Annotated in this window: 19 protein-coding genes and 2 pseudogenes; 8 read left to right on the forward strand and 13 right to left on the reverse strand. The window is 70.4% G+C overall.

The annotated features are described in order from the left end of the window. Positions 1-64 precede the first annotated feature (64 nt). The 3 genes and pseudogenes from ACTWQF_RS17145 to ACTWQF_RS17155 all read left to right on the forward strand — a co-directional run bounded on the left by ACTWQF_RS17145 (position 65) and on the right by ACTWQF_RS17155 (position 4,078). Positions 65-2,515 (forward strand): SpoIIE family protein phosphatase, encoded by a 2,451-nt coding sequence (locus ACTWQF_RS17145; RefSeq protein ID WP_443280266.1) that lies wholly within the window; start codon positions 65-67, stop codon positions 2,513-2,515. Between the two features lie 83 nt (positions 2,516-2,598). Further along, positions 2,599-3,628: pseudogene (locus tag ACTWQF_RS17150) on the forward strand (MDR family NADP-dependent oxidoreductase). Between the two features lie 30 nt (positions 3,629-3,658). Then, the gene (locus ACTWQF_RS17155) at positions 3,659-4,078 is read left to right on the forward strand and encodes a MerR family transcriptional regulator (protein WP_443280267.1); all 420 of its coding nucleotides are present in this window, start codon (positions 3,659-3,661) and stop codon (positions 4,076-4,078) included. A gap of 108 nt (positions 4,079-4,186) precedes the next feature. Here the strand turns inward: ACTWQF_RS17155 and ACTWQF_RS17160 are convergent, their stop codons facing one another. After that, complete coding sequence (locus ACTWQF_RS17160; RefSeq protein ID WP_443280268.1) at positions 4,187-4,540, reverse strand: hypothetical protein; 354 nt, start codon at positions 4,538-4,540, stop codon at positions 4,187-4,189. Positions 4,541-4,633: 93 nt separating this feature from the next. After that, on the reverse strand, positions 4,634-5,842 hold the full coding sequence (locus ACTWQF_RS17165; protein ID WP_443280269.1) for an alpha/beta hydrolase family protein: 1,209 nt from the start codon (positions 5,840-5,842) through the stop codon (positions 4,634-4,636). Between the two features lie 84 nt (positions 5,843-5,926). On the opposite strand from ACTWQF_RS17165, the gene ACTWQF_RS17170 reads away from it, so the two are divergent. Further along, positions 5,927-6,946 (forward strand): ArsR/SmtB family transcription factor, encoded by a 1,020-nt coding sequence (locus tag ACTWQF_RS17170; protein WP_443280270.1) that lies wholly within the window; start codon positions 5,927-5,929, stop codon positions 6,944-6,946. A 112-nt stretch (positions 6,947-7,058) separates the two neighbouring features. Here the strand turns inward: ACTWQF_RS17170 and ACTWQF_RS17175 are convergent, their stop codons facing one another. From ACTWQF_RS17175 to ACTWQF_RS17190, 4 genes and pseudogenes are all read right to left on the reverse strand, one after another. Beyond that, a complete protein-coding gene (locus ACTWQF_RS17175; RefSeq protein ID WP_443280271.1) occupies positions 7,059-8,381 on the reverse strand; it encodes a glucarate dehydratase family protein in 1,323 nt (440 codons plus the stop codon). Further along, a pseudogene (locus tag ACTWQF_RS17180) lies at positions 8,378-8,566 on the reverse strand (5-dehydro-4-deoxyglucarate dehydratase); the annotation flags it as partial. The pseudogene ACTWQF_RS17180 and the gene ACTWQF_RS17175, both read right to left, overlap by 4 nt. A 368-nt stretch (positions 8,567-8,934) precedes the next feature. Next, on the reverse strand, positions 8,935-9,918 hold the full coding sequence (locus ACTWQF_RS17185; RefSeq protein WP_443280272.1) for an LLM class flavin-dependent oxidoreductase: 984 nt from the start codon (positions 9,916-9,918) through the stop codon (positions 8,935-8,937). Between the two features lie 106 nt (positions 9,919-10,024). Continuing rightward, a complete protein-coding gene (locus tag ACTWQF_RS17190; RefSeq protein WP_443280273.1) occupies positions 10,025-10,885 on the reverse strand; it encodes a LysR family transcriptional regulator in 861 nt (286 codons plus the stop codon). A gap of 69 nt (positions 10,886-10,954) precedes the next feature. Here ACTWQF_RS17190 and ACTWQF_RS17195 point away from each other — a divergent pair, with 69 nt between their 5' ends. Next, positions 10,955-11,914 carry an EamA family transporter gene (locus ACTWQF_RS17195; RefSeq protein WP_443280274.1) on the forward strand — a complete coding sequence of 320 codons (960 nt, stop codon included), beginning with the start codon at positions 10,955-10,957 and terminating at the stop codon, positions 11,912-11,914. A gap of 7 nt (positions 11,915-11,921) precedes the next feature. On the opposite strand, the gene ACTWQF_RS17200 is transcribed toward ACTWQF_RS17195, so the two are convergent. Both ACTWQF_RS17200 and ACTWQF_RS17205 read right to left on the reverse strand, forming a co-directional pair. After that, positions 11,922-12,764 (reverse strand): ATP-grasp domain-containing protein, encoded by an 843-nt coding sequence (locus ACTWQF_RS17200; protein ID WP_443280275.1) that lies wholly within the window; start codon positions 12,762-12,764, stop codon positions 11,922-11,924. Then, positions 12,761-13,684: an ATP-grasp domain-containing protein gene (locus tag ACTWQF_RS17205; RefSeq protein WP_443280276.1), complete on the reverse strand. Its 924-nt coding sequence runs from the start codon at positions 13,682-13,684 to the stop codon at positions 12,761-12,763. Before ACTWQF_RS17205 ends, ACTWQF_RS17200 begins: the two co-directional genes overlap by 4 nt. A gap of 410 nt (positions 13,685-14,094) precedes the next feature. Here ACTWQF_RS17205 and ACTWQF_RS17210 point away from each other — a divergent pair, with 410 nt between their 5' ends. Further along, positions 14,095-14,631: a hypothetical protein gene (locus tag ACTWQF_RS17210; RefSeq protein ID WP_443280277.1), complete on the forward strand. Its 537-nt coding sequence runs from the start codon at positions 14,095-14,097 to the stop codon at positions 14,629-14,631. Positions 14,632-14,844: 213 nt separating this feature from the next. Here ACTWQF_RS17210 and ACTWQF_RS17215 read toward each other — a convergent pair whose 3' ends face one another. Beyond that, positions 14,845-16,299, reverse strand: coding sequence for a hypothetical protein (locus tag ACTWQF_RS17215; protein ID WP_443280278.1), 1,455 nt, complete (start codon positions 16,297-16,299; stop codon positions 14,845-14,847). Between the two features lie 86 nt (positions 16,300-16,385). Between ACTWQF_RS17215 and ACTWQF_RS17220 the strand changes: the two genes are divergently transcribed. Continuing rightward, on the forward strand, positions 16,386-17,243 hold the full coding sequence (locus ACTWQF_RS17220) for an aldo/keto reductase (protein ID WP_443280279.1): 858 nt from the start codon (positions 16,386-16,388) through the stop codon (positions 17,241-17,243). Positions 17,244-17,491: 248 nt separating this feature from the next. Beyond that, positions 17,492-18,541: an ABC transporter substrate-binding protein gene (locus ACTWQF_RS17225; protein WP_443280280.1), complete on the forward strand. Its 1,050-nt coding sequence runs from the start codon at positions 17,492-17,494 to the stop codon at positions 18,539-18,541. A 153-nt stretch (positions 18,542-18,694) separates the two neighbouring features. Here ACTWQF_RS17225 and ACTWQF_RS17230 read toward each other — a convergent pair whose 3' ends face one another. The 4 genes from ACTWQF_RS17230 to ACTWQF_RS17245 form a co-directional block, all read right to left on the reverse strand. Continuing rightward, the gene (locus ACTWQF_RS17230) at positions 18,695-19,513 is read right to left on the reverse strand and encodes an ABC transporter permease (protein ID WP_443280281.1); all 819 of its coding nucleotides are present in this window, start codon (positions 19,511-19,513) and stop codon (positions 18,695-18,697) included. After that, positions 19,510-20,526, reverse strand: coding sequence for an ATP-binding cassette domain-containing protein (locus tag ACTWQF_RS17235; protein WP_443280282.1), 1,017 nt, complete (start codon positions 20,524-20,526; stop codon positions 19,510-19,512). Before ACTWQF_RS17235 ends, ACTWQF_RS17230 begins: the two co-directional genes overlap by 4 nt. A gap of 298 nt (positions 20,527-20,824) precedes the next feature. After that, positions 20,825-21,409, reverse strand: a complete 585-nt coding sequence (locus tag ACTWQF_RS17240; protein WP_443280283.1) for an NUDIX hydrolase — start codon at positions 21,407-21,409, stop codon at positions 20,825-20,827. A gap of 315 nt (positions 21,410-21,724) precedes the next feature. Continuing rightward, a complete protein-coding gene (locus ACTWQF_RS17245) occupies positions 21,725-22,285 on the reverse strand; it encodes a TetR/AcrR family transcriptional regulator (protein ID WP_443280284.1) in 561 nt (186 codons plus the stop codon). Positions 22,286-22,368 lie beyond the last annotated feature (83 nt).

Consider the following 22,368-nt stretch of genomic DNA (forward strand, 5'->3'; position numbering starts at 1 on the left):
GCGCCGAAGAGGGTCGGCACGTAGACTGAAGGCGGAAGAAAACCCGCCAGAAGGGCGGTCGGCAATGGTTTCTTCCGAAGGAGCCATCCCCACCGAACCGCTCCGGCCGATGGACGCGGCGGACCCGGCGATGGCGGTCATCGACGCCCGAGGCACGGTCATCGGCTGGACCCCGGCCGCCGAGGGCCTTGTCGGTTACCCGGCGGCCGATGTGGTGGGCCGGTCCGCCGAGGAGTTGCTGACATCCCCAGACGACGTGACGCGAGCAGCGACCGTGGCCGAGCGAAGCCGGGCGCAGGGCGGTTGGTCCGGGCTGGCGACCGTACGGCACCGCAGCGGCCGGCCGGTCGAGGTGGGGCTGCGTGCCTGCCCGCTGTCCGACCTGGACGGCCGGGACTCCTGGCTCGTCTCCGCTGTCGACCTGGGGAAGGCGCCCTCGTGGGTGCTGGGGGGCTCGGTGCTCGAGGCATTCCTGACACGATCACCGCTGGCCATGGCCGTCCTCAGCCCGGACCTGCGGTACGTGTGGGTCAACGACGCGCTGGAGCGCCGCGGCGGAGTCCCGCGTGAGGAGCGGCTGGGGCGCCGTCTGGCGGACACGCTTCCAGGTCTGGACACCGAAGCGCTGGAGGCCCAGATGCGGCGGGTGCTGGCGACCGGCGCCCCGGTGATCGATTACGAGTACCGCGGATGGACCATGGCCGACCCGCAACGGGAGCACGCCTACTCCACCTCCTTCTTCCGCCTCGACGACGCGGCCGGCAACATCATGGGGCTGTGCTACATGGTCATGGACGTCACCGAGAGGTGGCGGTCGCGCGAACGTCTCACGCTGATCGACGAGGCAGGTACCCGCATCGGCAGCACGCTCGATGTGGAACACACCGCGCAGGAACTGGCCGATGTCGCCGTGCCACGCTTCGCGGACTTCGTCACGGTCGACCTGGTCGAGTCCGTGGTGCGCGGCGAGGAGCCCGTACCGGGACCGGCCGGCACCCTTCCCACCTTTCGGCGCTCCGGGCTGCGGTCGGTCACCGAAGGCACCCCGGAGTCCATCGTGGACCGGGGGGACCAGGTCACCATCGACCCGGCGTCGCCCTTCGTCCGCGCGTTCCAGACCGGTGAGGCGCTGCTGGACCGGGACCTGGGCGGAACCGCCGACCGGTGGCTCGACGACGACCCCGCCCGGGTCGAGAAGATTCACCAGTTCGGCATGCACTCGCTGATCGCCGTCCCGGTACGGGCCCGCGGCACCATCATGGGCGTCGCGTCCTTCGTCCGCTCGCGGTATCCCACGCCGTTCGAGGAGGACGACCTGCTCCTCGCCGAGGACCTGGTCTCCCGCGCTGCGCTGTGTGTGGACAACGCCCGCCGCTACACGCGTGAGCACACCGCGGCCCTGACCCTCCAGCGCAGTCTGCTCCCGCACGCCCTGCAGGGCGGGACGGCCATCGAGGTGGCGTCCCGCTATCTCCCCTCCGGTGCGCACGACGGCGTCGGCGGTGACTGGTTCGACGTCATTCCGCTGTCCGGGGCCCGGGTGGCCCTCATCGTCGGAGACGTGGTGGGCCACGGCATCAACGCGGCGGCGACCATGGGCAGGCTCCGCACCGCTGTGCACACGCTCGCCGACATGGAGCTGCCGCCCGACGAACTGCTCGCGCACCTCGACGACTTGGTCATCCGCCTCACGGAAGAGGAGTACCGCCCGGAGGCGAGCGCGATCACCGTACTGGGCGCCACCTGCCTGTACGCCGTGTACGACCCGGTGACCCAGCGCTGCACGATGGCGCGCGCCGGCCACCCGCCGCCCGCGGTGGTGTACCCGGACGGCTCCGTCACCTTCCCCGACCTGCCCGCCGGCCCTCCACTGGGCCTCGGAGGGCTGCCCTTCGAGGCCGCGGAGCTGGAGCTGCCCGAGGGCAGCCTCCTCGCCCTCTACACCGACGGCCTCATCAGCGCCTGCGACCCGGACATCGACGTGGGAATGAGCTGCCTCAGAAGCGTCCTGGCACAGCCGGACCTCCCGCTGGAGAGCCTCAGCTCGGCCGTACTCGACAACCTGCTCTCCAGCCCTCCGTCGGACGACGTGGCGCTGCTCATCGCCCGCACGCACGCCCTCACCGCGAGCCGTGTCGTCTCCTGGGAACTGCCCAGCGACCCGGCCATCGTCGCCAAGGCCCGCTCCACGGCCGCCCGCCAACTGGCCGACTGGGGGCTGGAGGACCTGGTCCTGACCACGGAGCTGGTGGTCAGCGAGCTGGTGACCAACGCCATCCGGCACGGTGCCGGACCGATCCGGCTGCGGCTGATCCGCCACAGCGTCCTCATCTGCGAGGTGACCGACGGCAGCAGCACCTCGCCGCGCCTGCGCCACCCGCGTACCACCGACGAGGGGGGACGTGGCCTCTTCCTCGTCGCTCAGCTCAGCCGCCGGTGGGGCACCCGCTACACCGAGGGCGGCAAGCTCATCTGGGCCGAGCAGGACCTGCCCGCGTCGGCTGCGAGTGGGTGACCCGGTCGCTCGCGGGCTTGCACTTGACGTTTGCGGAAGGTCTTGGCGTCGGGGCGAGGCCGTCCCCGACAAGGAGTTCACTCATGACGCGTCACGCGCCCGCCGCCCACCGCGAAGTGCGGCTTGCTGCCCGGCCGGAAGGTCCCCTGGAGGAACGGCACTTCGACATCGTCGGAGGTGCCCGTTCCCGCGCCGGGACCCGGACAGGCGCTGGTGCGCCACCGGATGATGAGCGTGGCGGCCGTGATGCGGACGCTCATGCGGGAGGACGCCGAGCTGCCCATGCCGCCGTACGCGGTGGGCGAGCCGCTGTACGGCCCGGCGGTCGGGGAGGTCGTCGAGGCGCCGGGGGAGAGCGGGCTCGCGCCCGGGGACATGGTGGAGCACAACGGCGGCTGGCGTGAGTACGCCGTCGTCGACGTGGACGGGCCGCAGCACGGCGCCGAGCGCCTGGACACCGAGGCGCTGCCCGGCCTCGCTGCCCACCTCTCGCGGGGCTTCACCGCATGGCTCGGTGTCGTACGGGCCGCCGAAGTCCGGGAGGGCGACACCGTGTTCGTGACCGGTGCGGCAGGCGGCGTCGGCTCGCTCGCGGGGCAGTTCGCCCGGCTGTACGGTGCCGGGCGGGTCATCGGCAGTACGAGCAGCCGCAGCAAGGCCGCGTACCTGACCAGGGAGCTCGGCTACGACGCGGTCGTCCTGCGTACCGAGGGTGACATCGAGGCCCAGCTGCGCGAGGCGGCACCCGAGGGGCTCGACGCCGTCTTCGACAACGTCGGCGGCGAACAGCTTCGCGCCTCCCTCGCCCTCGCCCGCCGCGGTGCGCGGATCGCGCTGGTCGGCGGCCTGTCGGGCCAGGTGGGCGGCAACACACAGGCTCCGCTGGAGCTCGACACGCTCTCGCTTGCCTCGCGGAGCATCACGCTGCGCGGCATCGCGGGCGCCCACCACCTGGATGCGCTGCCGCGCTGGCGGGAGGAGTTCGCACGCGGGCTGCGCGAGGGGGCGCTCACCGTGCCGCACACGCTCCTGCCGGGAATCGAGGAAGCCCCGCGAGCGCTGTGCGAGTTGCTCGCGGGGCAGCACATCGGTGCCGTACTCGTGGAGCTCTGACGTACGGACCGGCAACACACAGGAGGGCACATGATGCGCATCGGCGCCGCGGCGGCGACCACCGGGCTGACCCCACGGGCGTTGCGCCACTACGAGGAGGAGGGCTTGCTCCGCCCCCGGCGTGCCCCCTCCGGCCACCGGGAGTACGGGGAGGCGGACCTCCGGCGGCTCCGCGTCATCCGCGGGCTGCTCGACGCGGGGCTGACCGTTGCCGACGTACGCTCACTCGCGCACGTCCTCGACGAGGAGTCCGCACGCTTCTCCTTCGGCATCCGGCGCGAAGAGCCGGAGGGCTGCGCCGTCGGCGAGGTCAGCCTGCACCGCCTCGCCGAACTCGACGCCCGCATAGAGGAGTTGACCGCTCTGCGGGAGCGGCTCGCCTCGCGGATCGCCGAGCGCTTCGGCGCGGTTTTCGACACCAGGCCGTACGCCCCCGGCCGGGCGGCATGAGGGTGTGAGGGCACCCTCTGCCCCCACTTCCTGGGTGAGGTCGCAGCGGAGCAGATCCCCGGGCGATGCTGCCGGCCACCGTGGTGTCCGCGGTTGGCCGGTCCATGGTCAGCGATCTTCGGGACGGACGTCTTCGTGCGCTCGCACGGCCGCCCCCGCGGAGGCGACATCCATATCGATGACGACCTCCTCGTTCTCCCAGCGGCCGCGTTCCGAGATCGCGAGACCGATCAGCGCCAGTTCTGCGGCGTTTTCCCGTATCGCGTGCTGCCCGTGGGTCTCGTCGCCGAGCCCGTGCGGTGCTTCCGGTTCGTCGCGGTGCCAAGCGGCCACCGCGGCTTCGGCCAGTACCTTCGGCAGACGTACGGTGACACGGCCGGCCTGCGCCTCGACACACGTCCCGATCGCGGCCAGCGACTTCGCGTCTTCCCGGTATCTGACGTACTGCTCCTGAGCGCTCACATGCCGAGGGTACGCAGCGAGACAGCACGCGCCATCGGCGGGAGCCGTCGGATCGGCCCGACCGCCCGACCCGGAACGGCCCTTCGAGGCGACTCAGTGATGACCGGACGCGTCCCGCAGATGCCGGGAGAAGAACGTGTGCAGGTAATCGCGCACCAGGGGTACCGACTTCTTCGGGGCGATGGTTCCGATCAGACTGTTGCGGCCCTGGGCCGACATGAGTCCGGTTTCCTGCAACTGGGGCGCCATCGATGCGTAGTCCGTGAACACCCAGTGCGTGGCATTGCCGACCTGCCGTCGGGGAACGCCCTGCATGACCGACCAGGAACGCTCCAGCTCCTTCCGCCTTGAAAAGCCGTCGCTGCCTATCAGGAGCAACGGCCGGTCCGGCTTCTGCTTGGCGACCGGGAACAGCTCGCCGTCCGGGTGGTCCAAAAAGCCCTCGATGTTGACCGCGGCCTTGATGCGGCGGTCCTCGTGCATCGCCTCCGCAGCCGCCGTTCCGCCTGCCGAATGGCCGTAGATGCCTACGCGTCGCAGATCCATCGCCCGGCCCAGCTCGCTCCGCCCGGCTGCCAGGGCTTCCAGCTGGTCCAGTACGAACCGGGTGTCCGCGATCCGGGTTTCGATGACCGTGCGGAAGAGGGCCGGGTCCGTCCGGGGGTCTCCTCTGAAGACGGTCGTCCGGACGGAGCCGTCAGGAAACTCGACCTCGGTCGCGTCGCCGGGATGGTCGATGGTGACCACCACACAGCCGTGGCTCGCCAACTCCTCGGCAACCGAGGTGCCCAGCGTGCGCGGATCGCCGCCACCGGGGCTGTAGAGCAGCACCGGCCGCCGTCCGGTCCGCACGGGTGCGCCTGTGCGCGCGTGGGCCATGGTGGCCGCCCAGTCCACTCCGGTCTTCGGCAACTCCGGGTGGAAGAGGGGAGCGAGCTCCTGGAAGCTCTGTGCGGCGCGCGCTGTCATCTGCGGTGCGACCGGGTAGCCGTGCACGTCGCGGGCCGGGTGGAGCACCGAGACCATCAACTCCCGATCGCTTTCCGGCTGCCACGGGTCGCGCCTGGAGCGGTCGGTCATATGCAGCGTGGTGACGCCGACCCGGTGCGGGCCGGTCGGTGCGGGCAGGCGCAGAGTGAAGCCGCCACCTCCCGCGGCCCGGGCCACACCACTCCCGGTCGGCAGCACGAGCGCGGCGGCGGCCACCGCGGCCGACTTGGTGAGGGACCGCCGCTTTACAGTGAACGGGGACGTGGAGGAGGAAGAGGAAGAAGTGGAGGAGGAAGAGGAAGAAGAAGACATGCCTGCATGCTGGCGCCCGGCGGGGAGGGCGGCCATCGTTCAGGCCCTCGCCGAAACGCTGGCACAACACCGACGGGGAGAGTAGTGATCCGGATTCGTTTCACCACCGCCGACCTCGCCCGTGTCCGGTTCGCGTCCCGACCGGCCCCGCTGCAGGAACTCAACGCGGCCATGAGCACCTTGTGCGGTCACGACGACGCCGTGCTCCTCGACCGCTGGAGACGGCGGCTGTTCCGCTCCCTGCCGGCCTCCGCCGCGCCGTTCGCGGACCTGGTCCCCGCGGGAGAGGCGCCCGCGTTCATCGATGTGTTCAGCGACAACCTCGCGGACGGCCTGGACACCGTGCGGGCCTCCCACCCGGACCTGGTCCGCTCCGAGCTCGAGCGCGTCTACGTCAAGCACGCGTCCCCGCCACCGAGCTGGATCCGCCACCTGCACCGAGGCGATGCCGATGCCTGGCAGCTCCTGCACCGCGCACAGCACGCCGCCTTCGAGACGGTGCTGCGCCCCGTATGGCCCCTGATCCAGGACCTGCACCACCAGGAGCTCGTCCGATACGCCGTGGACGCCGCCGAACGCGGCATCGGCGCCTCACTCGCCGGACTCGTACCCGGCAGCCGTCTGGAGGACGGGGCTTGGCACCTGGAGGGGCCCGGCTCGCGGGACATCGAGCTCGGCGGCCGTGGCGTGGTCCTGCTGCCCAGCTTCCACTGGACCGGTCATCCCCTCGTCGCCGACCTGCCCGACCGCCCGCTGTTCGTGACCTATCCGGCAGGCCCCGGCCTGCCGCTCTCGCTGGTCGAAGCCGGTCGCTCGGACGAGGCGCTGGCCGGGGTGCTCGGGCGGACCCGCCTGGAGATACTGCTCCTCCTCGCGGACGAGCACACCACCAGCGGGCTCGCCCAGCGGCTGCGCGTCAGCAACGCCACCGCCTCCGCCCACACCGCCGCGCTGCGCGGAGCGGGCCTGATCACCACCATCCGCGCCGGGCGGGCCGTACTGCACCGACGCACCGAACTGGGCAGCCTGCTGGTGCGTCGGCGCTGGTTGCCGCCCGGCCGCCGCGGCGAGGGCCACCGGCAGTCCGCACCGGTGGCCCCGTAGGGCTCGGGTCGGCATCCCGGGCTTCCTGCTCGGAGTCGATCGCCTGACGAGTTCGGACTTCTCCTCAACGTGAAGGCCGCCCCCAACGGAGGCTGGTGGGGGAGGGGGTGGGCTACCAGCGCGGGATGCGCGGCGTGGTCCAGTCGGGGTCGGCGACCCGCATGGCGGCGGCGTCGTCGCGGTCGCGCATCGTCCCGTCGTCGTCCAGCCAACGCTGGTGCAGCGGGGCGAGCTTGTCGTGGTCGAGCTCGACTCCGAGTCCAGGCGCTTCGGTGACATCGAGGCAACCGTCCCGGAAGGTGAGCCGCTCGGTGATGACGTCCTCGGTCTGCCAGGGATAGTGGCTGTCGCAGGCGTAGTCCAGGTTCGGCACGGTGGCCGCGACGAGGGTCATCGCGGCGAGGCTGATGCCCAGGTGGGTGTTGGAGTGCATGGACAGGCCGACGCCGAAGGTACGGCAGATCGCGGCCAGTTCCCGAGTGTTGCGGAGCCCGCCCCAGTAGTGGTGGTCGGAGAGGACGACCTGCACCGCGTTCCTGGTGAACGCCTCGCGGATCTCACCGAAGGTGGTCACACACATGTTGGTGGCCAGCGGCACCCCTGCCTTCGCGGCAACCTCCGCCATCCGACCGGTGCCGCTGGTCGGGTCCTCCAGATACTCCAGGACGTCCCGCAGCTCCTCCGCCACGTACAGCGAGGTGGGCACGGACCAGGCGCCGTTGGGGTCCAGCCGCAGTGGCCGGCCAGGGAAGCGCTCGGCCAGGGCGCGGACAGCGGCGATCTCCTGGTCGGGCTCGAAGACGCCGCCCTTGAGCTTGAAGGAGGTGAAGCCGTAGGTGTCGGCGAAGCGTTCGGCCTGGGCCACCACACCGGCCGGGTCGGTCGCCGCGCCCCAGTGGTCGGAGGTCCCGCCCGCCCCCTGAGGGTGCTCGGCCCAGCGGTAGAAGAGATACGCGCTGTACTCGACGCGGTCGCGTACCTTGCCGCCCAGCAGTGCGTGCACCGGCAGGTCCGCCGCCTTGCCCCAGGCGTCCAGGCAGGCGACCTCGAAGCCGGAGAGCACCGAGAGGCGCAGCTTGTCGGCTGTCTGCACGCCGCGCAGCCCGCCGACGTCCACCGAGTTCTCGACCCGGGCGGCGTTCACCGCGACCTCGTCGGCCAGCGCGAAGAGTCCGTTCAGATCGGTGACGCTGTGCCCGACGAGCTTGCCCGCGAGCGGCCGGGCGAGTTCCAGGTACGTGGTGTCGCCGTATGTCTCGCCGATGCCCGTCACCCCGTCCGCGGTGACCACCTCGACGATCAGGCGCGGAGTGTACGGCTGGTGGACGCCCTGGGTGTTCAGCAGCGGCGGATCGGCCACCAGGATCGGCGTGAGCCGCACTTCGCTGATCGTCAGCCGGCGGCTCTGCGGTGTGCGGGGCGGTGTCGGCGTCATCGTGCGGCTCCTACGAGGTCGAGTCCGGTGGTCAAGGGAGTTTCGAGTTCGGCGAGGTCGCGCGGTCCCGGGTCGGTGAGCGGGGCACGCACGCGTCCGACCGGCCGCCCACGCAGCTGGGCCGCTGCCATGACCAGGGATACGGCATAGCCGGGGTCGCGGTCGTGAAGCTCGACGAGCGGCACGCTGCGCCGACCGGCAGCCGCCCGTCGGCCTCGTGCACGGCCACGGTGACGACTGGCGGCACTCGTCCTCGCCGAGGGAGGGCGCCGCCGGTGTCCTCTCGTTCCCGCTCACCAGCTGTAGAGGGTGGGTGTCTACGTATGGAGATGGAGATTAGGAATGTGAACGGAGGGCGTCAATAGGCCGACCACGGTTGGGCGGGCTGCCGGCAGAGCGCGGCGATGCGGCGCAGAACCGCACTGGCGCTCGTTCCAGGGCTGCGCCCCGCAGGGGCGCGGGGCTGTGTTCAATGTGCGGCTCCGCCGCGATGGGGTCCCCCTGGACTAGCGAAGCCGAGAACTTGCAGGGGCAAGGTCCGCCGGGCAAGCCCTCAGCGCACGGCGGCCCCGGCGTACTTCTTGACGAGCTCGTAGGAGCGAACGCGCTCGTGGAGGTCGTAGACGGGCGTGGTCAGCATCAGTTCGTCCGCCCCGGTCTCGTCGGCGAGTTGTGTGAGGCGGTGCACGACGGTCTCGGGCGTTCCGGTGGCCTGCTGGGCACGGAAGGCGGCCAGTGCCTGGCGCTCCTGTGCCGTGAAGGGGTGGGTGGCGGCCTGTTCGGGCGTGGGGAAGGGAATCTCGCTCGCTCCTTTGAGGAGCCCGGCTTTGACGACGTCCATCGGACCCGCTCGCCAGGCGGCTTCTTCGTCCGTCTCGGCGCATACCGTCTCCACACACACCAGAACCCGTGGCTGCTCGCACCAGCGGGACGGGGTGAACGCCGCCCGGTAACGCTCCAGGACCGCGGGGGTGTTGTCCGGCCGGATGTGGTGGGCGACGGCGACCGGCAGGCCGAGCTCCGCGGCGAGCGTGGCGCCCGCGGTGCTGGAGGCCAGCAGCCATGGCTCCGGCAGCGGGCCGAGTGCCACTTCGTCGACCAGGAAGGACAGGACCGCGGCTGTGTCGTCCCGGTATTCCGCGTCCGTCGTCGGTCCGGCTCCGCGGCGAAGCGCCCGCGCGGTGGCCTCGTCGAAGGTGCCTGGTCCGCGGCCGATACCCAGGTCGACGCGGTCGGGATGCAGGGCGGCCAGCGTTCCGAACTGCTCCGCCAGCATGAGTGGCGCGTGGTTGGGAGCCAGCACTCCGCCGGAGCCGAGGCGGACGACCGAGGTCGAAGCGGCAGCGTGTGCGGTCAGCACGACGGGTGGGAAAGCGCCGATCGCGGGCGAATGGTGGTGCTCCGCGTACCAGATCCGGTGGTAGCCGAGCCGTTCAAGTTCCTGTGCGAAGGCCGCGGTGTCCCGCAGGGTGTCCACGACCCGGGCACCCGCTTGGACCACCGCGACTTCCAGCACCGAAAGAGGTATATCCACCATGTCCTCAGCATAGAGATCATTCGTTCGGCAAAGGGCCGTTGATCGATTTTCGCGCCAAGGGGCCGGAACCGCCGGTCCGGTGAACCGGAGGAGTGGCCGTCGGCCATCAGTGGGCCGTCACCACCTCGCGGGCCAGGCGGAGCAGTTCCGGGAGCGCCGGGTGGGCCGGGGTGCCACGGCGCCAGGCCAGGTGCAGCGGCACCGGCGGTGCATCGGTCAACGGGCGGTAGGCGATGGAGGGGTGCCTGTGCAGGCGGGGCGTCGCCGACGTGGAGATGCCCACCGCCCGGCCCACGGCGATGGCCGTCAGCCACTCGTCCGTATTGATGACCTCGACGGTAGCCGTGGGACGCACAGCGCTGGGCCACAGATCCAGCGTGGTCGTGCCCGCAACCGTGTTCAGGGCGATCGGCCACCCAGTGAGGTCTGCGAGCGTGAGGGAGGTTTGGTGCGCGAGGTCGCTGTCAGCGGGCACCACCGCCACGCGCTCCTCCTCGATCAGCAACTCCGTGACGAGGCCGGGTGCCGTCACCTCGCCGCGCAGCAGAGCGGCGTCGACCTTGCCGTGGGTGAGCCCGGCCGTACGGTCGTCGATACGGCGCAGCTCCAGCGGCACGTCGGGATACTCCGCGTCCCATCGGCGCAGCAGCGGGACGGTGTGGTCTCCGAGTGCGGCCCAGGGGTGCCCGAGCCGCAGCGGCAGAGCTGCCGGCGAGCGCGGGTCGAGGGCCGTCTCCACGGCGGCCAGCGCAGCGGCAGCCTTGTCACGGAAGCTGCGGCCTGCCGCGGTGAGCTCCAAGTGGTGTGTGGAGCGGTCGATCAGGCGGACACCGAGGTGATCCTCCAGCTGGCGCAGCGTGCGGGAGAGGGCGGGCTGACCGGTGTGCAGCCGGGCCGCGGCGCGCGTGATCGTGCCCTCCTCGGCGATGGCGAGGAAGGCCCGCAGGTGACGCAGCTCCATGGTCATGCCCAGGAAGCATAACAGCTCCATAATTGGCATTTCACGTGGCGTGGGCAGCTCCATAGCGTGAGGTGCATGACAAACACCTGCTCCCAGACAGGAACCGCAGGCACGCAGTCCGCGACAGCGCCCAGCACCTCGGCGCCCGGCCGCAGCCGTATCCGTACGGTGACCGCCCCCGCCGGTGCCGGCAGCTTCGGCGGCATCGGGCTGGTACTGGCCGGCGCCCTCTCGGTGCAGTTCGGCTCCGCGGTCGCCGCCCTGCTCTTCCCCCGCGCCGGGGCACTCGGCGTGGTGGCATTGCGGGTGACCATCGCGGCGGTGCTGCTGCTGGTCGTCTGCCGTCCCCGCCTGCGCGGGCACAGCCGTACGGACTGGGCCGTCGCGGGCGCCTTCGGGGTCGCGCTCGGCGGCATGAACATCCTCTTCTACCAAGCCATCGACCGGATTCCGCTGGGTCCGGCGGTGACCCTCGAAGTCCTCGGCCCTCTCCTGCTGTCCGTCGTCGTCGCACGCCGCGCGCTGAGCCTGGTGTGGGCCGGGCTCGCACTCGTGGGCGTCGTCCTGCTCGGACAGAGCGGCCTCGGCGAACTCAGTCCGACAGGCGCCGGATTCGCCCTGGCGGCCGGAGCCATGTGGGCCGCGTACATCGTCTTCAACGCGCGGGCCGGGGCCCGCTTTCCCCGGCTGGAGGGGCTGACCGTGGCGATGACCGTGGCCGCGCTCATGAGTCTGCCGCTGGGAATCGGCTCCGCAGGCACCACGCTGCTCCAGCCGGGAGTACTGGGGCTCGGGCTGGCTGTGGCACTGCTGTCCTCCGGAGTGCCCTACTCCCTGGAACTGCTGGCTCTGCGCCGCTTGCCCGCACCGACCTTCGCGGTACTGATGAGCCTGGCCCCGGCAATCGCCGCGCTGGCCGGGTTCCTGGTCCTCGGCCAGACACTGTCACTGCTGCAATGCCTCGCAATCGCCCTGGTGGTTGCCGCCAGCGCGGGAGCGGTACGGACGGGAGAAACGAGCCGGAAGCAAGGATGAAGGCGCCTTACCGCGCCTCATCGGGCTGCGGCCTGCGGGGCAGCGCCTTTGCGCATTTGCGCAGGGCGAGGTCGGCGAGGGCTCGGGGCGCTTCGACCTGTCCTCGTACCCCTGGGAACGCGTTGACGTCCACGATCAGAGGGCCGTTGCCGGTGTCGATGATGTCGAGGCCGTACACCTCCAGGCAGAAGACCGCACCGACCTTCCGGGCGAGGTCGTACCACCCGTCAGGCAGGTCACCGGGGGCGAGCGGCACGGCCGGGCCGCGCTCCGCGTCGGCCAGTTCCGAGCGGCGCAGGGCGGCGAAGAGCTGCCCGGCTATGACCCACAGCTTGTGATCCCAGCCGTCGTTCGCCGTGAAGGGCTGCATCACCACCGGCTCGGCAGCCCACGTGGCGCACAGGGCACGCAGTTCCTCCGCGCCGTCGATACGGGCGACGAGGTCTCCGCGCCGACTGTGCCGGCTCTTGACGACGACCGGATGGGCAAGGTCGGTCTCGGTGAGTTGCCCCAGCGTGCCCACGGTACGAGTACGCGCGAACGGCAGACCGGCCCGGTGCGCCAACTCGGCCATCTTCGTTCGGTCCTGGCACAGCTCGGTCGCCGAGGCTGAGTTCACGACCACCCTGCCCTGGTGCTCCAGAAACCGGGCCAGGGCGAGCGCGCGCGGAGTGTGGTCCTTGAGCAGGTAGACATCGGCAAGCGGCTGGCCAAGCGCTTCGGCATACGGGGCAGAGCCGTCCACGATCTCCGGGTCGACCACGTCCACTTGGTGGTGCGGCGTCAGCAGGGCCGTGGCGGCGGCGAGGAGCGGATGGTCGGGCCGTGGGGTGATCAGTCCGACCCTCACCGCAGGTCACCGGCTGTCGCGGGGATCTGCACCGGAACCCGCGCGGCTGCCGCCGAGCCCTCGGACGCGGCCCCGGGGAGGGCAGCCTGCGGCGCCGACGGTTCGGTGCCACCGGTGTGTGCCAGGGCGAGGATCGCCTGCGCCACGCGTGTTGTCGCGTCGGGCACCTGCCGGAAACTGGGGAAGTCGTTCACATCGACGACCACCGGGCCGTCCGGGCCGAGCAGCACGTCCACGCCGTACAGATCGAGTCCGTAGACCTTCCCGGTCTCGGTCACGAGATCGGCCACCTCCGCGCTGAGCGGCACGCACTGTTCGGGGGCCGACAGCTCGGGATGCAGCGGGGAACTCCGCTGCGTGGCGAACAGTTCGCCGCAGACGCTGTACACCTTCAGGTCCACCCCGGAATTGGGCACATACGGCTGAGCTATCAGCACCCCCTCCCCGGCCAGCTCGCCGGACAGTTGTGGCAGCAGCTCAGGTGAAGCCACCAGCCGTACGGCCCTTCCTGAACTTCCGTCGGCCGGCTTGACCACGAGCGGGAACTCGGTGTCCGGCACCTCCGCGAACAGCTCAGCGCGTGCCGCCGTGTAGGTGACCGGCACCGGCAGCCCCCGGCTGCGCCCGACAGCGGATGCGAGCGCCTTGTCCCGGACGCCGCGAATCGACCGTGCGTCGTTGACCGTGACCAGCCCCGCAGAGGCCGCCGCCTCCAACAGCGTCAGGCCGGGACCACCGGAGACCGTCTTGAGCACCCAGGCGTCGTGACTGCCCGCTTGGATGTCCTCCGAGACCCGTACCAGCGAGCTGCCGGGCCGGAGCACGTCCACATCATGCCCCCAGGCTCTGAGCCGGTGAATCACTTCCTTGGGCATACCGTCGTAGCGGTACTGCTCCTCCACCAGGAAACAGAGCCTCATGCGTTGCCGCTCCTCTACATACACCGGACGCCCGGGAAAGCTGTCCGGCGTGCTGCTGACATCCGAACTGCATGATCCAACCCGTTGCCTGGTGGGCCGTCACCGCCCCGCAGCCGGGGCGGCGAGGGCACCACGATGATGGACGGCGCGCCCGCCCTCTCTCGTGGACGACTCTGACAGGCACTGATCCCCGGCGTTCCTCGGGGGGACGTGACAGCAGCGCGAGAGCGGTGGCTACTGTGTCGGCAGCGGTCTACGGCGGGGTGCAACAGGAGCGGGACATGGGTGATCACGGGACAACAGTGGCACCTGGCGGCATCGGCCCTGGCGGCATCGACAAAGCTCCGGCGTCCTCCTCGCGGCCCCCGAGGTCAGGGATACGGAAGGCCCTCAGCTCTCTCCTCTGGGCCGTGGTTCTGCCCGGCTTGATGATTCTGGGCGCCGGGATCGGCCAATGGGTGCTCTGGGTCGGCGTGGTGGTCATGATGGCGGTCGTCGCGGGCGCCGCGTGTCTGATCGGCGGTGCCTGGCACCGTGCGGGTGCCGCGACGTTGGTCTCGTTCGGCGGCTTCGCGCTGATGCTCTTCGCCGGGCCCGCGACGTACGAGATCTACATGAAGACCGCGGGCGACCCGGTCGCTGCCGTGGTGACCGAGGTGACCGACCAGCACAACCGGCGGGGCCCCGACATGTTCTGCACCGTCGAGGAGGTCGGCGGCGAGCGCAAGAAGTACGAGGTCTCCCAGCAGGAGAACTGCTTCGGTCAGGCCGAGCAGGGCGATCGCGTCGAGATCCGCGAAGATCCGCTCGGCCTGCTCGACCCGCGGCTGCCCGATGGCCCCGACCAGCAGAACACCACGGAGATCACCCTCGGCATCACTGCGGGGCTCACCGCGCTGACCGCGGCAGGCACGTTCTACGGAGGACAGCGCCGCCGGAAGGGGTAGGCCGTGCCCGGCGGGTTGCCCTGCCTCTCCGTTGTTCCGGTGAGGGGGTGCCCCTTGCCCGATCCCACGGGGTGCGGGTTCGTTGTGGTCGATCGCGCAGTTCCCCGCGCCCCTTCGGGGCACATTCCTCCCCGTGCTTGGGAGGTCTGCGGGCGCAGGGCTCGCACGCGCAGCCCCCATGCCGGGTACGCGAGATCCACCGGACGCCGCCCGTCACCGCAGTACGGCCACTGCCCACTTGGCCCGGGTGGACAGCTTGCTCAGTGCCTTCGCCGACTGCTTGCCGATGGTGTCGAGCAGAAGCCTCGCGTACGTCATCGTGGCGCGCGCGAGTTCGGCATCGCCTGCCTCGACCGCGGCCAGCGTCAGCTCCAGATGCTGCTCCGTGATCAGCCGGCCGAGTCCGCGGCGGTGCCACTGGGACACCGTCTCGTCCGGTCTGGTGCCATCGGCGCCGACTGCCGCCCGTGCCCGCTCCAGCGCCCGTCCCGCTGCTGCGAGGTCGCCCTTGCGGCGCTCCAGCCGGGCCAGCACATACGCCTCCGAGGCCCGGCTCCATGCCGTGTCCTGGAGCGAGAGGAGGTTGAACTGGGCGCGGGCCGCCTGGGCGTGGTCGCCGAGGCGTTCCAGCGCTCGGCTCAGCTCCCGGAGCCGGTCCGCGTCCGGGCCCGTGTCGTCCAGCATGCGGATGAGCGCGACCCGGGCGTGCTCGACGCGGCCCTGTCGGCGGGCCAGCTCGATCCAGGCGAACTCGCTCTCCGCGGCCACGTCTCGCCCGTGCCGCTTCGCCTCCTCGGCCCGGGCCCATTCCACGGCCCCGGCGCTGTTGGTGACCTGCCCGGACGTTGCCGACCGCAGCAGTGGTACGTCCTCGTCCTGCCCGTGCAGCGCCACCAGCACCGCGGCCAGCCGCCGCTCCTCGAACCACTCGGTCCGCCAGGCGTTCTCGCGCTCCAGCAGAAACCGCAGCAGCGGCAGGTCGCCCTCCCGGCGGTCGTATTGTGCGGCCCGCAGCACCCCCGCCCGCAGCACCGGATCGTCAGCCGCCGCCCGCCGTGCGCCGGAGTCGCCCGACCGCAGCCGCGCCAGCACCTCCCGTCCCGGCCCGAGTACGACATCGCGCAGAGGCGGCCGGAAGGACTCCTCCAGCTGGTACGCGCACAGCTCCCGGGAGTTGAGCAAGACGTAGTCCGGATCGGTCCGCCTGGTGGCCGACTCCGACATGGCGGCGAGCTCGACCAAGGGCCGGTGCGGCAGCCCCAGACCGCTGAGCAACGCCGCCCGCTGAGCGTCCAGTTCCGGGGCGAACTCCTTCCGCGCCTCGTCGTCCCCCGCACGTACGGCGGCGCGAAGCTCCTCCTCGTCCATCTCCGCGGAGACGTCCTCGCACCACCAGGGCAGCCGGACGAGCATCTCCAGCGCCTCGCCCACACTGTCGGCGAGCAGCGAGGCGTACCCGTCGGAGGACGCGTGCAGCACGGCCGTTCCCCCGCACAGGAAGTACGTGCCGCCGGTGTCGTCACCCGCGATCGGCTCCAGCGACGCACCGGACGCCAGGTGCACCCCCTCGACGTGGTACGCCCGGCTCACGTCGAAGTCGAAAGGAAACGCGACCAGGTCCGCCAGTTCCGGGCGGGTACGCAAGACTTCCAGCACGGGATCGGTCATACGACCGAACCTTAACGAGGGTTTGAGCAGGTCACAGCGGCTGCCGTACATGACGACCGCGTCGGGGACCTCCGAGCCCCTTGAGTATGGGGAGAAGACAGCACGTGACATCGACTGGGTTTCGCATCGGCGGAGGTCCGGAAGTACGGCGGCTCGGCTTCGGAGCCATGCACTTGGCGACTGAGCCGGGCCCGGCGCGCGAGAACTCCCTCGCGGTGGCCCGGCGAGCCGTCGAGCTGGGCGTCACTCTGATCGACACCGCGTATCTGTACGGCGGGGGAGCCAACGAGGAACTTCTGGCCGAGGCCCTGCACCCCTACCCGGAGGGGCTGCTCGTCACCACCAAGGTCGGGGTTGCCAAGTCGCACCCTTCGGACGAGTGGAAGCTCGACGGGCGGCCGGCTGTGCTGCGCGATCAGGTCGAGCAGGCTCTGCGCCGACTGCGCGTCGAGCGGATCGAGCTGCTTCAGCTGCACCGTATCGATCCGGAGACGCCGCTCGCCGACCAGCTCGGTACGCTGCGGGACCTGCAGGACGAGGGCAAGATCGGCCGGATCGGGCTGTCCGAGGTGACCGTCGACGAACTCGCCCAGGCCCGGGAGATCATCGACGTCGCCAGCGTGCAGAACCGCTACAACCTGCTCGACCGCGAGCACGAGCCCGTGCTCGCGGCCTGCGAGGCGGCGGGGATCGCGTTCCTGCCGTGGCGCCCTGTCGCCTGGGGGGAGTCGGGGGCGAGGGCCGAGGTCGCCGCCGTGGCAGCAGAGCTCGGCGCCACCCCCACGCAGGTTGCGCTGGCGTGGCTGCTCGACCGCTCGCCGGTGATCCTCCCGATCCCGGGCACTTCCCGGATCGACCACCTGGAGGAGAACCTCGCTGCGGAAGGTCTCCATCTGCTCCGGGCGCACCGCGACCGCCTCGACCGGCTGCCCGAACTGGCATAGGCCGCCGTCTCCCGGCGAGCGAGGCCCGTATCCGGTTCGGAGCGCTCCTGTCTGGGGGCACCGACAATGAGTGGTGACGCCGGAGTGGACGGGCGGGGTCCGGGATCAGGTGGCAGTGCGCCCGGAGTTCCACCGGGCTCGGCCCACCCCGGGGGCGTTCGGGCCGGGGAACCGGGGCCGGGTGCAGGCGTGGCCGAAAAACGAAGTAAGGTTCGCCTAAGTAGTGATCCCGAGTCCCGGAGCACCTCATGTCGATACGCCCGAGCGGCAGCAGAAAGCGCGTTGCCGCAGCCGTCGCCCTCCCTCTCGCCGCCGTACTTGCGCTGTCCGCCTGCGGCTCGTCCGGCGGCTCCGGCAGCTCCGGCGATGGCAAGGGCAAGTCGAAGGAGAAGGTGGCGCAGGGCGGAAAGGACTTCGCGGGCGCCGCGAAGAAGACCGCCTCGTTCGGTACGGACGCCAAGCCGGGCGAGTTCCCGCGCACCGTCACCCACGCCATGGGCAAGACGGAGATCAAGAAGCAGCCCAAGCGCGTGGTCGTGCTGGACGTCGGCGAGTTCGACAACGCCGTCTCCCTCGGCGTCAAGCCCGTCGGCCTCGCTCCCACCGAGGGCGACAACGGGATCCCCAGCTACCTCAAGAAGCAGGCGGGCCACCCGAAGAACGTCGGCACCATCAACAACCTCAATCTTGAGGCCGTCGCCAAGCTCAAGCCCGATCTGATCCTCGGCAGCCAGCTCCGTGCTGCCGACAAGTACAAGCAGCTTTCGGCCATCGCGCCGACGGTCTTCTCCATCAGGCCCGGCTTCACCTGGAAGGAGAACTTCCTCCTGAACGCCGCGGCTCTCGACCGTACGAAGCAGGCGAAGGCCCAGCTCGGCGCGTACGAGAAGAAGGCGAAGAAGCTCGGCGACGACCTGGGGGACAAGAAGCCCACCATCTCCATGGTCCGCTACATGCCCGGCATGATCCGGCTGTACGCGAAGGCGTCGTTCATCGGCACCATCCTCCAGGACGTCGGCCTGCCCCGGCCCAAGAACCAGCAGGTCAACGATCTCGCGACCGAGATCAGCTCCGAGCGGATGGACGAGGCCGACGCGGACTGGATCTTCACCGGCGCCTACGGCGACCCGAAGGCGACGGACCGCGCCAAGGCCCAGGACAGCCCCCTGTGGAAGAAGCTGCGCGCCGTCAAGGAAGGGCATGCCAAGGATGTGAACGACGAGACCTGGTACCTGGGTCTCGGCGTGACCGCGGCCGACGAGGTCCTCGACGACCTGAGGGGCCACCTCCTCAAGTAGCAAGCCACCGGGGCCCGGCCCTTCATACGCCCAGCTCGCCGGACGGACCAGTAGTCCGTCCGGCGAGCGGCGTCTTGGGTGTGCACGTCCCCCAGTCACTCCCGGACGCGAGGTCAGTCAGCCTCCTCCCGCGCCGAGCAGATCAGTTGCTCCTCACGTCGACTTCCGGTAGGTCCGGAACGCCTGCGTGGCCAGGAAGCCCATGACGAGGGCTGCCGCCGTGAGGAGTCCCAGGTGCACCCAGACCTTGGTCCAGTCGGTGTGTACGAGCATCGCCTGCCGCGCCGCGACGACCGCCCACTCCACGGGGTTGTACCGGGCAACATCCCCGACCCAGCCCGGAGCGAGGCGGAGGTCCATCACAGCAGAGCTCAGGAACATCAGCGGCAGCGTGGTGAACTGGGAAATCGCGATCAGCGTCGCCTGCTGACGGGTCAGCAGGGCGACGGCGTTGGACAGCGCCGAGAAGATCAGCGTCAGCAGCACCGCGGCCGGCACCATGACGCCGAGTCCCGCGACGCCTCCAGGGAAACGGGCGCCGGCGGCCAACGCGATGACCACGATGGTCAGGCTCTGGACGACGGTCTGGACCGCCTGGTAGGCCATGGTCGCGCACATCATGGCGCCTCGGCTGGCAGGGGAGGTGAGCAGCCGGTCCATCACGCCGCGGTCGATGTCCTGCAAGTAGGTCGTCCCTGCCCACGCACTCGCGAACAGCGCGGTCATCATCACCACGCCCGGTGTGAGGAACTGCAGGAAACCGCCGCTGCCGTACGCGAATCCGGGCAGATTCGCGACCGAGCGGAAAAGCTGCCCGAACAGCACCAGCCAGATCACCGGCTGCACGAGACCGATGACGAGGAAGGTGGGCATGCGCCACAGCGTGCGCAGCAGACGGCCGGTGAGGAACGCGGAGTGCCTGACCACGGTCAACGGGCGCGGACCGATGAATTCTTCGTGTGCGGTGCTCACTTGGCCACCTCCACCAGCGTCTTCGGCTGCTCGTCCGCGGCGGCCTCGAGGCTGCGGCCGGTGTGCCGGAGGTAGACGTCGTCGAGCGAAGGCCGGGAGAGCGTCGCGGAGGTCACGACGATTCCGGCTTCGTCGAGTGCGGCCAGCACAGGTGGCAACGCCCGTGCGCCGTCATCGGTACGGCCGCGGACCGTGCATCCGTCCATGGTGATCTCGCGTAGCTCAGGCACCCGTCGCAGCACCGCTCGGGCTCTGCTGTCGGCCTCTGTGAGCTCGACATGCACAGCGTCGCCGCGCAGCTCGCTCTTGAGTTCCTCCGGGGTGCCCGCAGCGACCACTGTGCCGTGGTCGACGATCGCGAGCCGGTCCGCGAGGTGGTCGGCCTCTTCGAGGTAGTGCGTGGTGAGGAGCACCGTCATCTGCTCGTCAGCGGCCATCCTGGCGATCTCGCCCCACATCTCGCTCCGGGCCTGGGGGTCGAGACCCGTCGTCGGCTCGTCGAGGAAGAGCACCTGCGGGCGGTGCATCAGCCCCAGCGCGACGTCCAGCTTGCGCGCCATGCCGCCGGAGTACGTGCCCACCCGCCGGTTCGCGGCATCGGCCAGTCCGAAGCGGTCGATGAGCTCACGAGCCCGTGCCTTGGCGTCGCGGCGGGACATCCCCTGGAGACGGCCCGCGAGCAGCAGGTTCTCGGTCGCGGTACCCATCGGGTCCGTGCCGGGCTTCTGGGCCACGAACCCGATGGCCTGGCGTACCCGGTCCGGGTCCGCCGTGACGTCGAGGCCGGCGACGCGTGCCGATCCCGAGTCGGCGACCGAAAGCGTGGAGAGAATCTTCACGGTGGTCGATTTGCCTGCCCCGTTCGGGCCGAGCAGCCCGAAGACGGTCCCCTGCGCAGCGGAGAAGCTCAGCCCCCGCAGCGCTGTGACCGGGGTCTTCTTCCTACCTGCCGAGTAGGTCTTGACAAGATCAACGGCTTCCAGAGCCGTGTCTGAACGCGGAAACGCAGCCATCGCCGCACACCCCTGTCAGAAGCTGGTGTGACTCCCACCTTCCTGATGTCACCGGACACAAGGAGGCTGAATGGCGAGGGCTGAACCCTACGGTGAGATGTCGCAGCAGACCTTAACAAGGCTCGTAGGCAGCAGCAACGAGACGAGGAGCGGGGGAGCGGGACGCTATCGCGGTTGCCGCCGATGTGGTCGGCGTAGCCGCCCGGGCCGCTGCCTGGACCGTGTGAGTGCGGAGGCGGCCCACGGCACCGGCGCGTTCCGTGACCGCCGTGGCAGCGGCAGTGGTGGTCACCGGGCTTCATCCGTGAGACGTACCGGAGGTGCAACCGCCTTGCGGCGCGGCTTCGGCGAACAGCCGGCGATAGAAGGGGCCGAGGCCGTCGGGGACGGCCAGAGCCTGGAACGCCCTCTCCGCGGGTAGGAGTCGTCGGTGGGCCATCTCGAAGCGTGGGTCCCACGGCGCCAGCCGCACCTCTGCTCGCCACATCGACCGGACCAGCACCAGCCCTTCCTCCGGGCCGCGTACGCACACGCCCCGGCTGAATCCGAGGAGTCGGCAATCCGTCACCGCGGCACAGGCTTCCTCTTGGACCTCGCGGCGCATCGTGTCGATCCACTGCTCATGCTGCTCGGGGCGGCCTGCGGGCAGGCCCCACCGCTCTCCGTCTCGGCTGACCATGACGACCCGGTCGTCGGCGACGCACACGGCCTCCGCGCCGTGTGGCGTACCCGACGGTGGGTCAGGGGGCGGATGCCAGGCAACGTGCCATACCTGGCCGTTGATCACTGCGGGGAACTCGATGCCGTTCCGCGCGATGTCGTTCCCGGCGATGTCGTCCACGGGGTGCTCCAGTGAAATGGATCCAGCGGCTTCCTCTGCCATCGGTGAGCTTCTTCCCCGTTGGCCTCCTTCGCCAGTCGCCTTCGTCCGCAGACCACAGGACAGTTGAAGGCCGACTCGACGGGTCAGTTGTGAGGGATCCCTGCCCCGGCGCCGTCCGCGGCCCCTTCCGGGTCTGGCTGGTCAGCCGGAGGTGTGCGAACGGGCCGAGTCCCTCGGCGCGTTCGGGCGCTTCGACTGCAGCCTCCCCCCAGGACCTGTATGAGCTCGCGCTGTTGATGGCCGTACGCCTTGCCGGCGCCAGGGGGATAAGCGGAGCCTCGCGGGCATGGTTTCCGTCAACCACCCCGTCACGTATCAGCTGGTTGCCGTCAAGGCTGTGTGCGCAGTGGTGAGGATCTCCTCGGAGAGGGGTGAGCCCTTGGTGGCGCGGGCCAGAAGAAGCGCGCCGAGCATGGTGCACAGCCGGGTGATGCCGTCCTGGTCCTCGGTGGCCAGCCACTCCGCGAAGTCGCTCACCCCCTCGCTGTACACCCGGCGGGCCTCACGGTCGCCCAGCCCGCGCGCCATGTCGGTGGCGAGCGCGGCGGCGGGGCATCCCTCTGCCGCGTCGTCGCGATGCCGGACGGAGAGGTAGGTGTCGATCAGCGCCTGTTGGGCGGCGTCGCGCTGCCCGGCATGCTGCTCGAGCCCCGCATTGCGGAGCCGCGTGAGCTCACCGAACGCGTGGGCGATGGCTTCGTCGATGAGCGCCTCTTTGGAGGCGAACTGCTTGTAGAAGCCGCCGTGGGTCAGGCCCGACGCCTTCATGAGGTCGGCGACGCTGACGTGGGTGCCCTGCTCCCGGAACAGCCGTGAGGCGGTTTCCACAACCCGCTTGCGGTTCTCCTGCGCTTGCGCTTGCGATACGCGGCCCATCAGCCACCTCCCACTTGGATGTCGGTTGGCATCTATTCTATGCCGGATTTAGATTGCAGTCGCAATCTAACCAAGGGCCGGGT

The sequence above is a fragment of the Streptomyces sp. 8N114 genome, from assembly GCF_052245835.1.
Taxonomy (GTDB): Bacteria; Actinomycetota; Actinomycetes; order Streptomycetales; family Streptomycetaceae; genus Streptomyces.

Bases quoted from the DNA above. Each gene is read 5' to 3' on its own strand.
- ACTWQF_RS17145 (WP_443280266.1), top strand. From the start codon at position 65: ATGGTTTCTTCCGAAGGAGCCATCCCCACCGAACCGCTCCGGCCGATG.
- ACTWQF_RS17155 (WP_443280267.1), top strand. From the start codon at position 3,659: ATGATGCGCATCGGCGCCGCGGCGGCGACCACCGGGCTGACCCCACGG.
- ACTWQF_RS17165 (WP_443280269.1), bottom strand. From the start codon at position 5,842: ATGTCTTCTTCTTCCTCTTCCTCCTCCACTTCTTCCTCTTCCTCCTCC.
- ACTWQF_RS17175 (WP_443280271.1), bottom strand. From the start codon at position 8,381: ATGACGCCGACACCGCCCCGCACACCGCAGAGCCGCCGGCTGACGATC.
- ACTWQF_RS17185 (WP_443280272.1), bottom strand. From the start codon at position 9,918: ATGGTGGATATACCTCTTTCGGTGCTGGAAGTCGCGGTGGTCCAAGCG.
- ACTWQF_RS17190 (WP_443280273.1), bottom strand. From the start codon at position 10,885: ATGACCATGGAGCTGCGTCACCTGCGGGCCTTCCTCGCCATCGCCGAG.
- ACTWQF_RS17195 (WP_443280274.1), top strand. From the start codon at position 10,955: ATGACAAACACCTGCTCCCAGACAGGAACCGCAGGCACGCAGTCCGCG.
- ACTWQF_RS17205 (WP_443280276.1), bottom strand. From the start codon at position 13,684: ATGAGGCTCTGTTTCCTGGTGGAGGAGCAGTACCGCTACGACGGTATG.
- ACTWQF_RS17215 (WP_443280278.1), bottom strand. From the start codon at position 16,299: ATGACCGATCCCGTGCTGGAAGTCTTGCGTACCCGCCCGGAACTGGCG.
- ACTWQF_RS17220 (WP_443280279.1), top strand. From the start codon at position 16,386: ATGGGGAGAAGACAGCACGTGACATCGACTGGGTTTCGCATCGGCGGA.
- ACTWQF_RS17225 (WP_443280280.1), top strand. From the start codon at position 17,492: ATGTCGATACGCCCGAGCGGCAGCAGAAAGCGCGTTGCCGCAGCCGTC.
- ACTWQF_RS17235 (WP_443280282.1), bottom strand. From the start codon at position 20,526: ATGGCTGCGTTTCCGCGTTCAGACACGGCTCTGGAAGCCGTTGATCTT.
- ACTWQF_RS17240 (WP_443280283.1), bottom strand. From the start codon at position 21,409: ATGGCAGAGGAAGCCGCTGGATCCATTTCACTGGAGCACCCCGTGGAC.
- ACTWQF_RS17245 (WP_443280284.1), bottom strand. From the start codon at position 22,285: ATGGGCCGCGTATCGCAAGCGCAAGCGCAGGAGAACCGCAAGCGGGTT.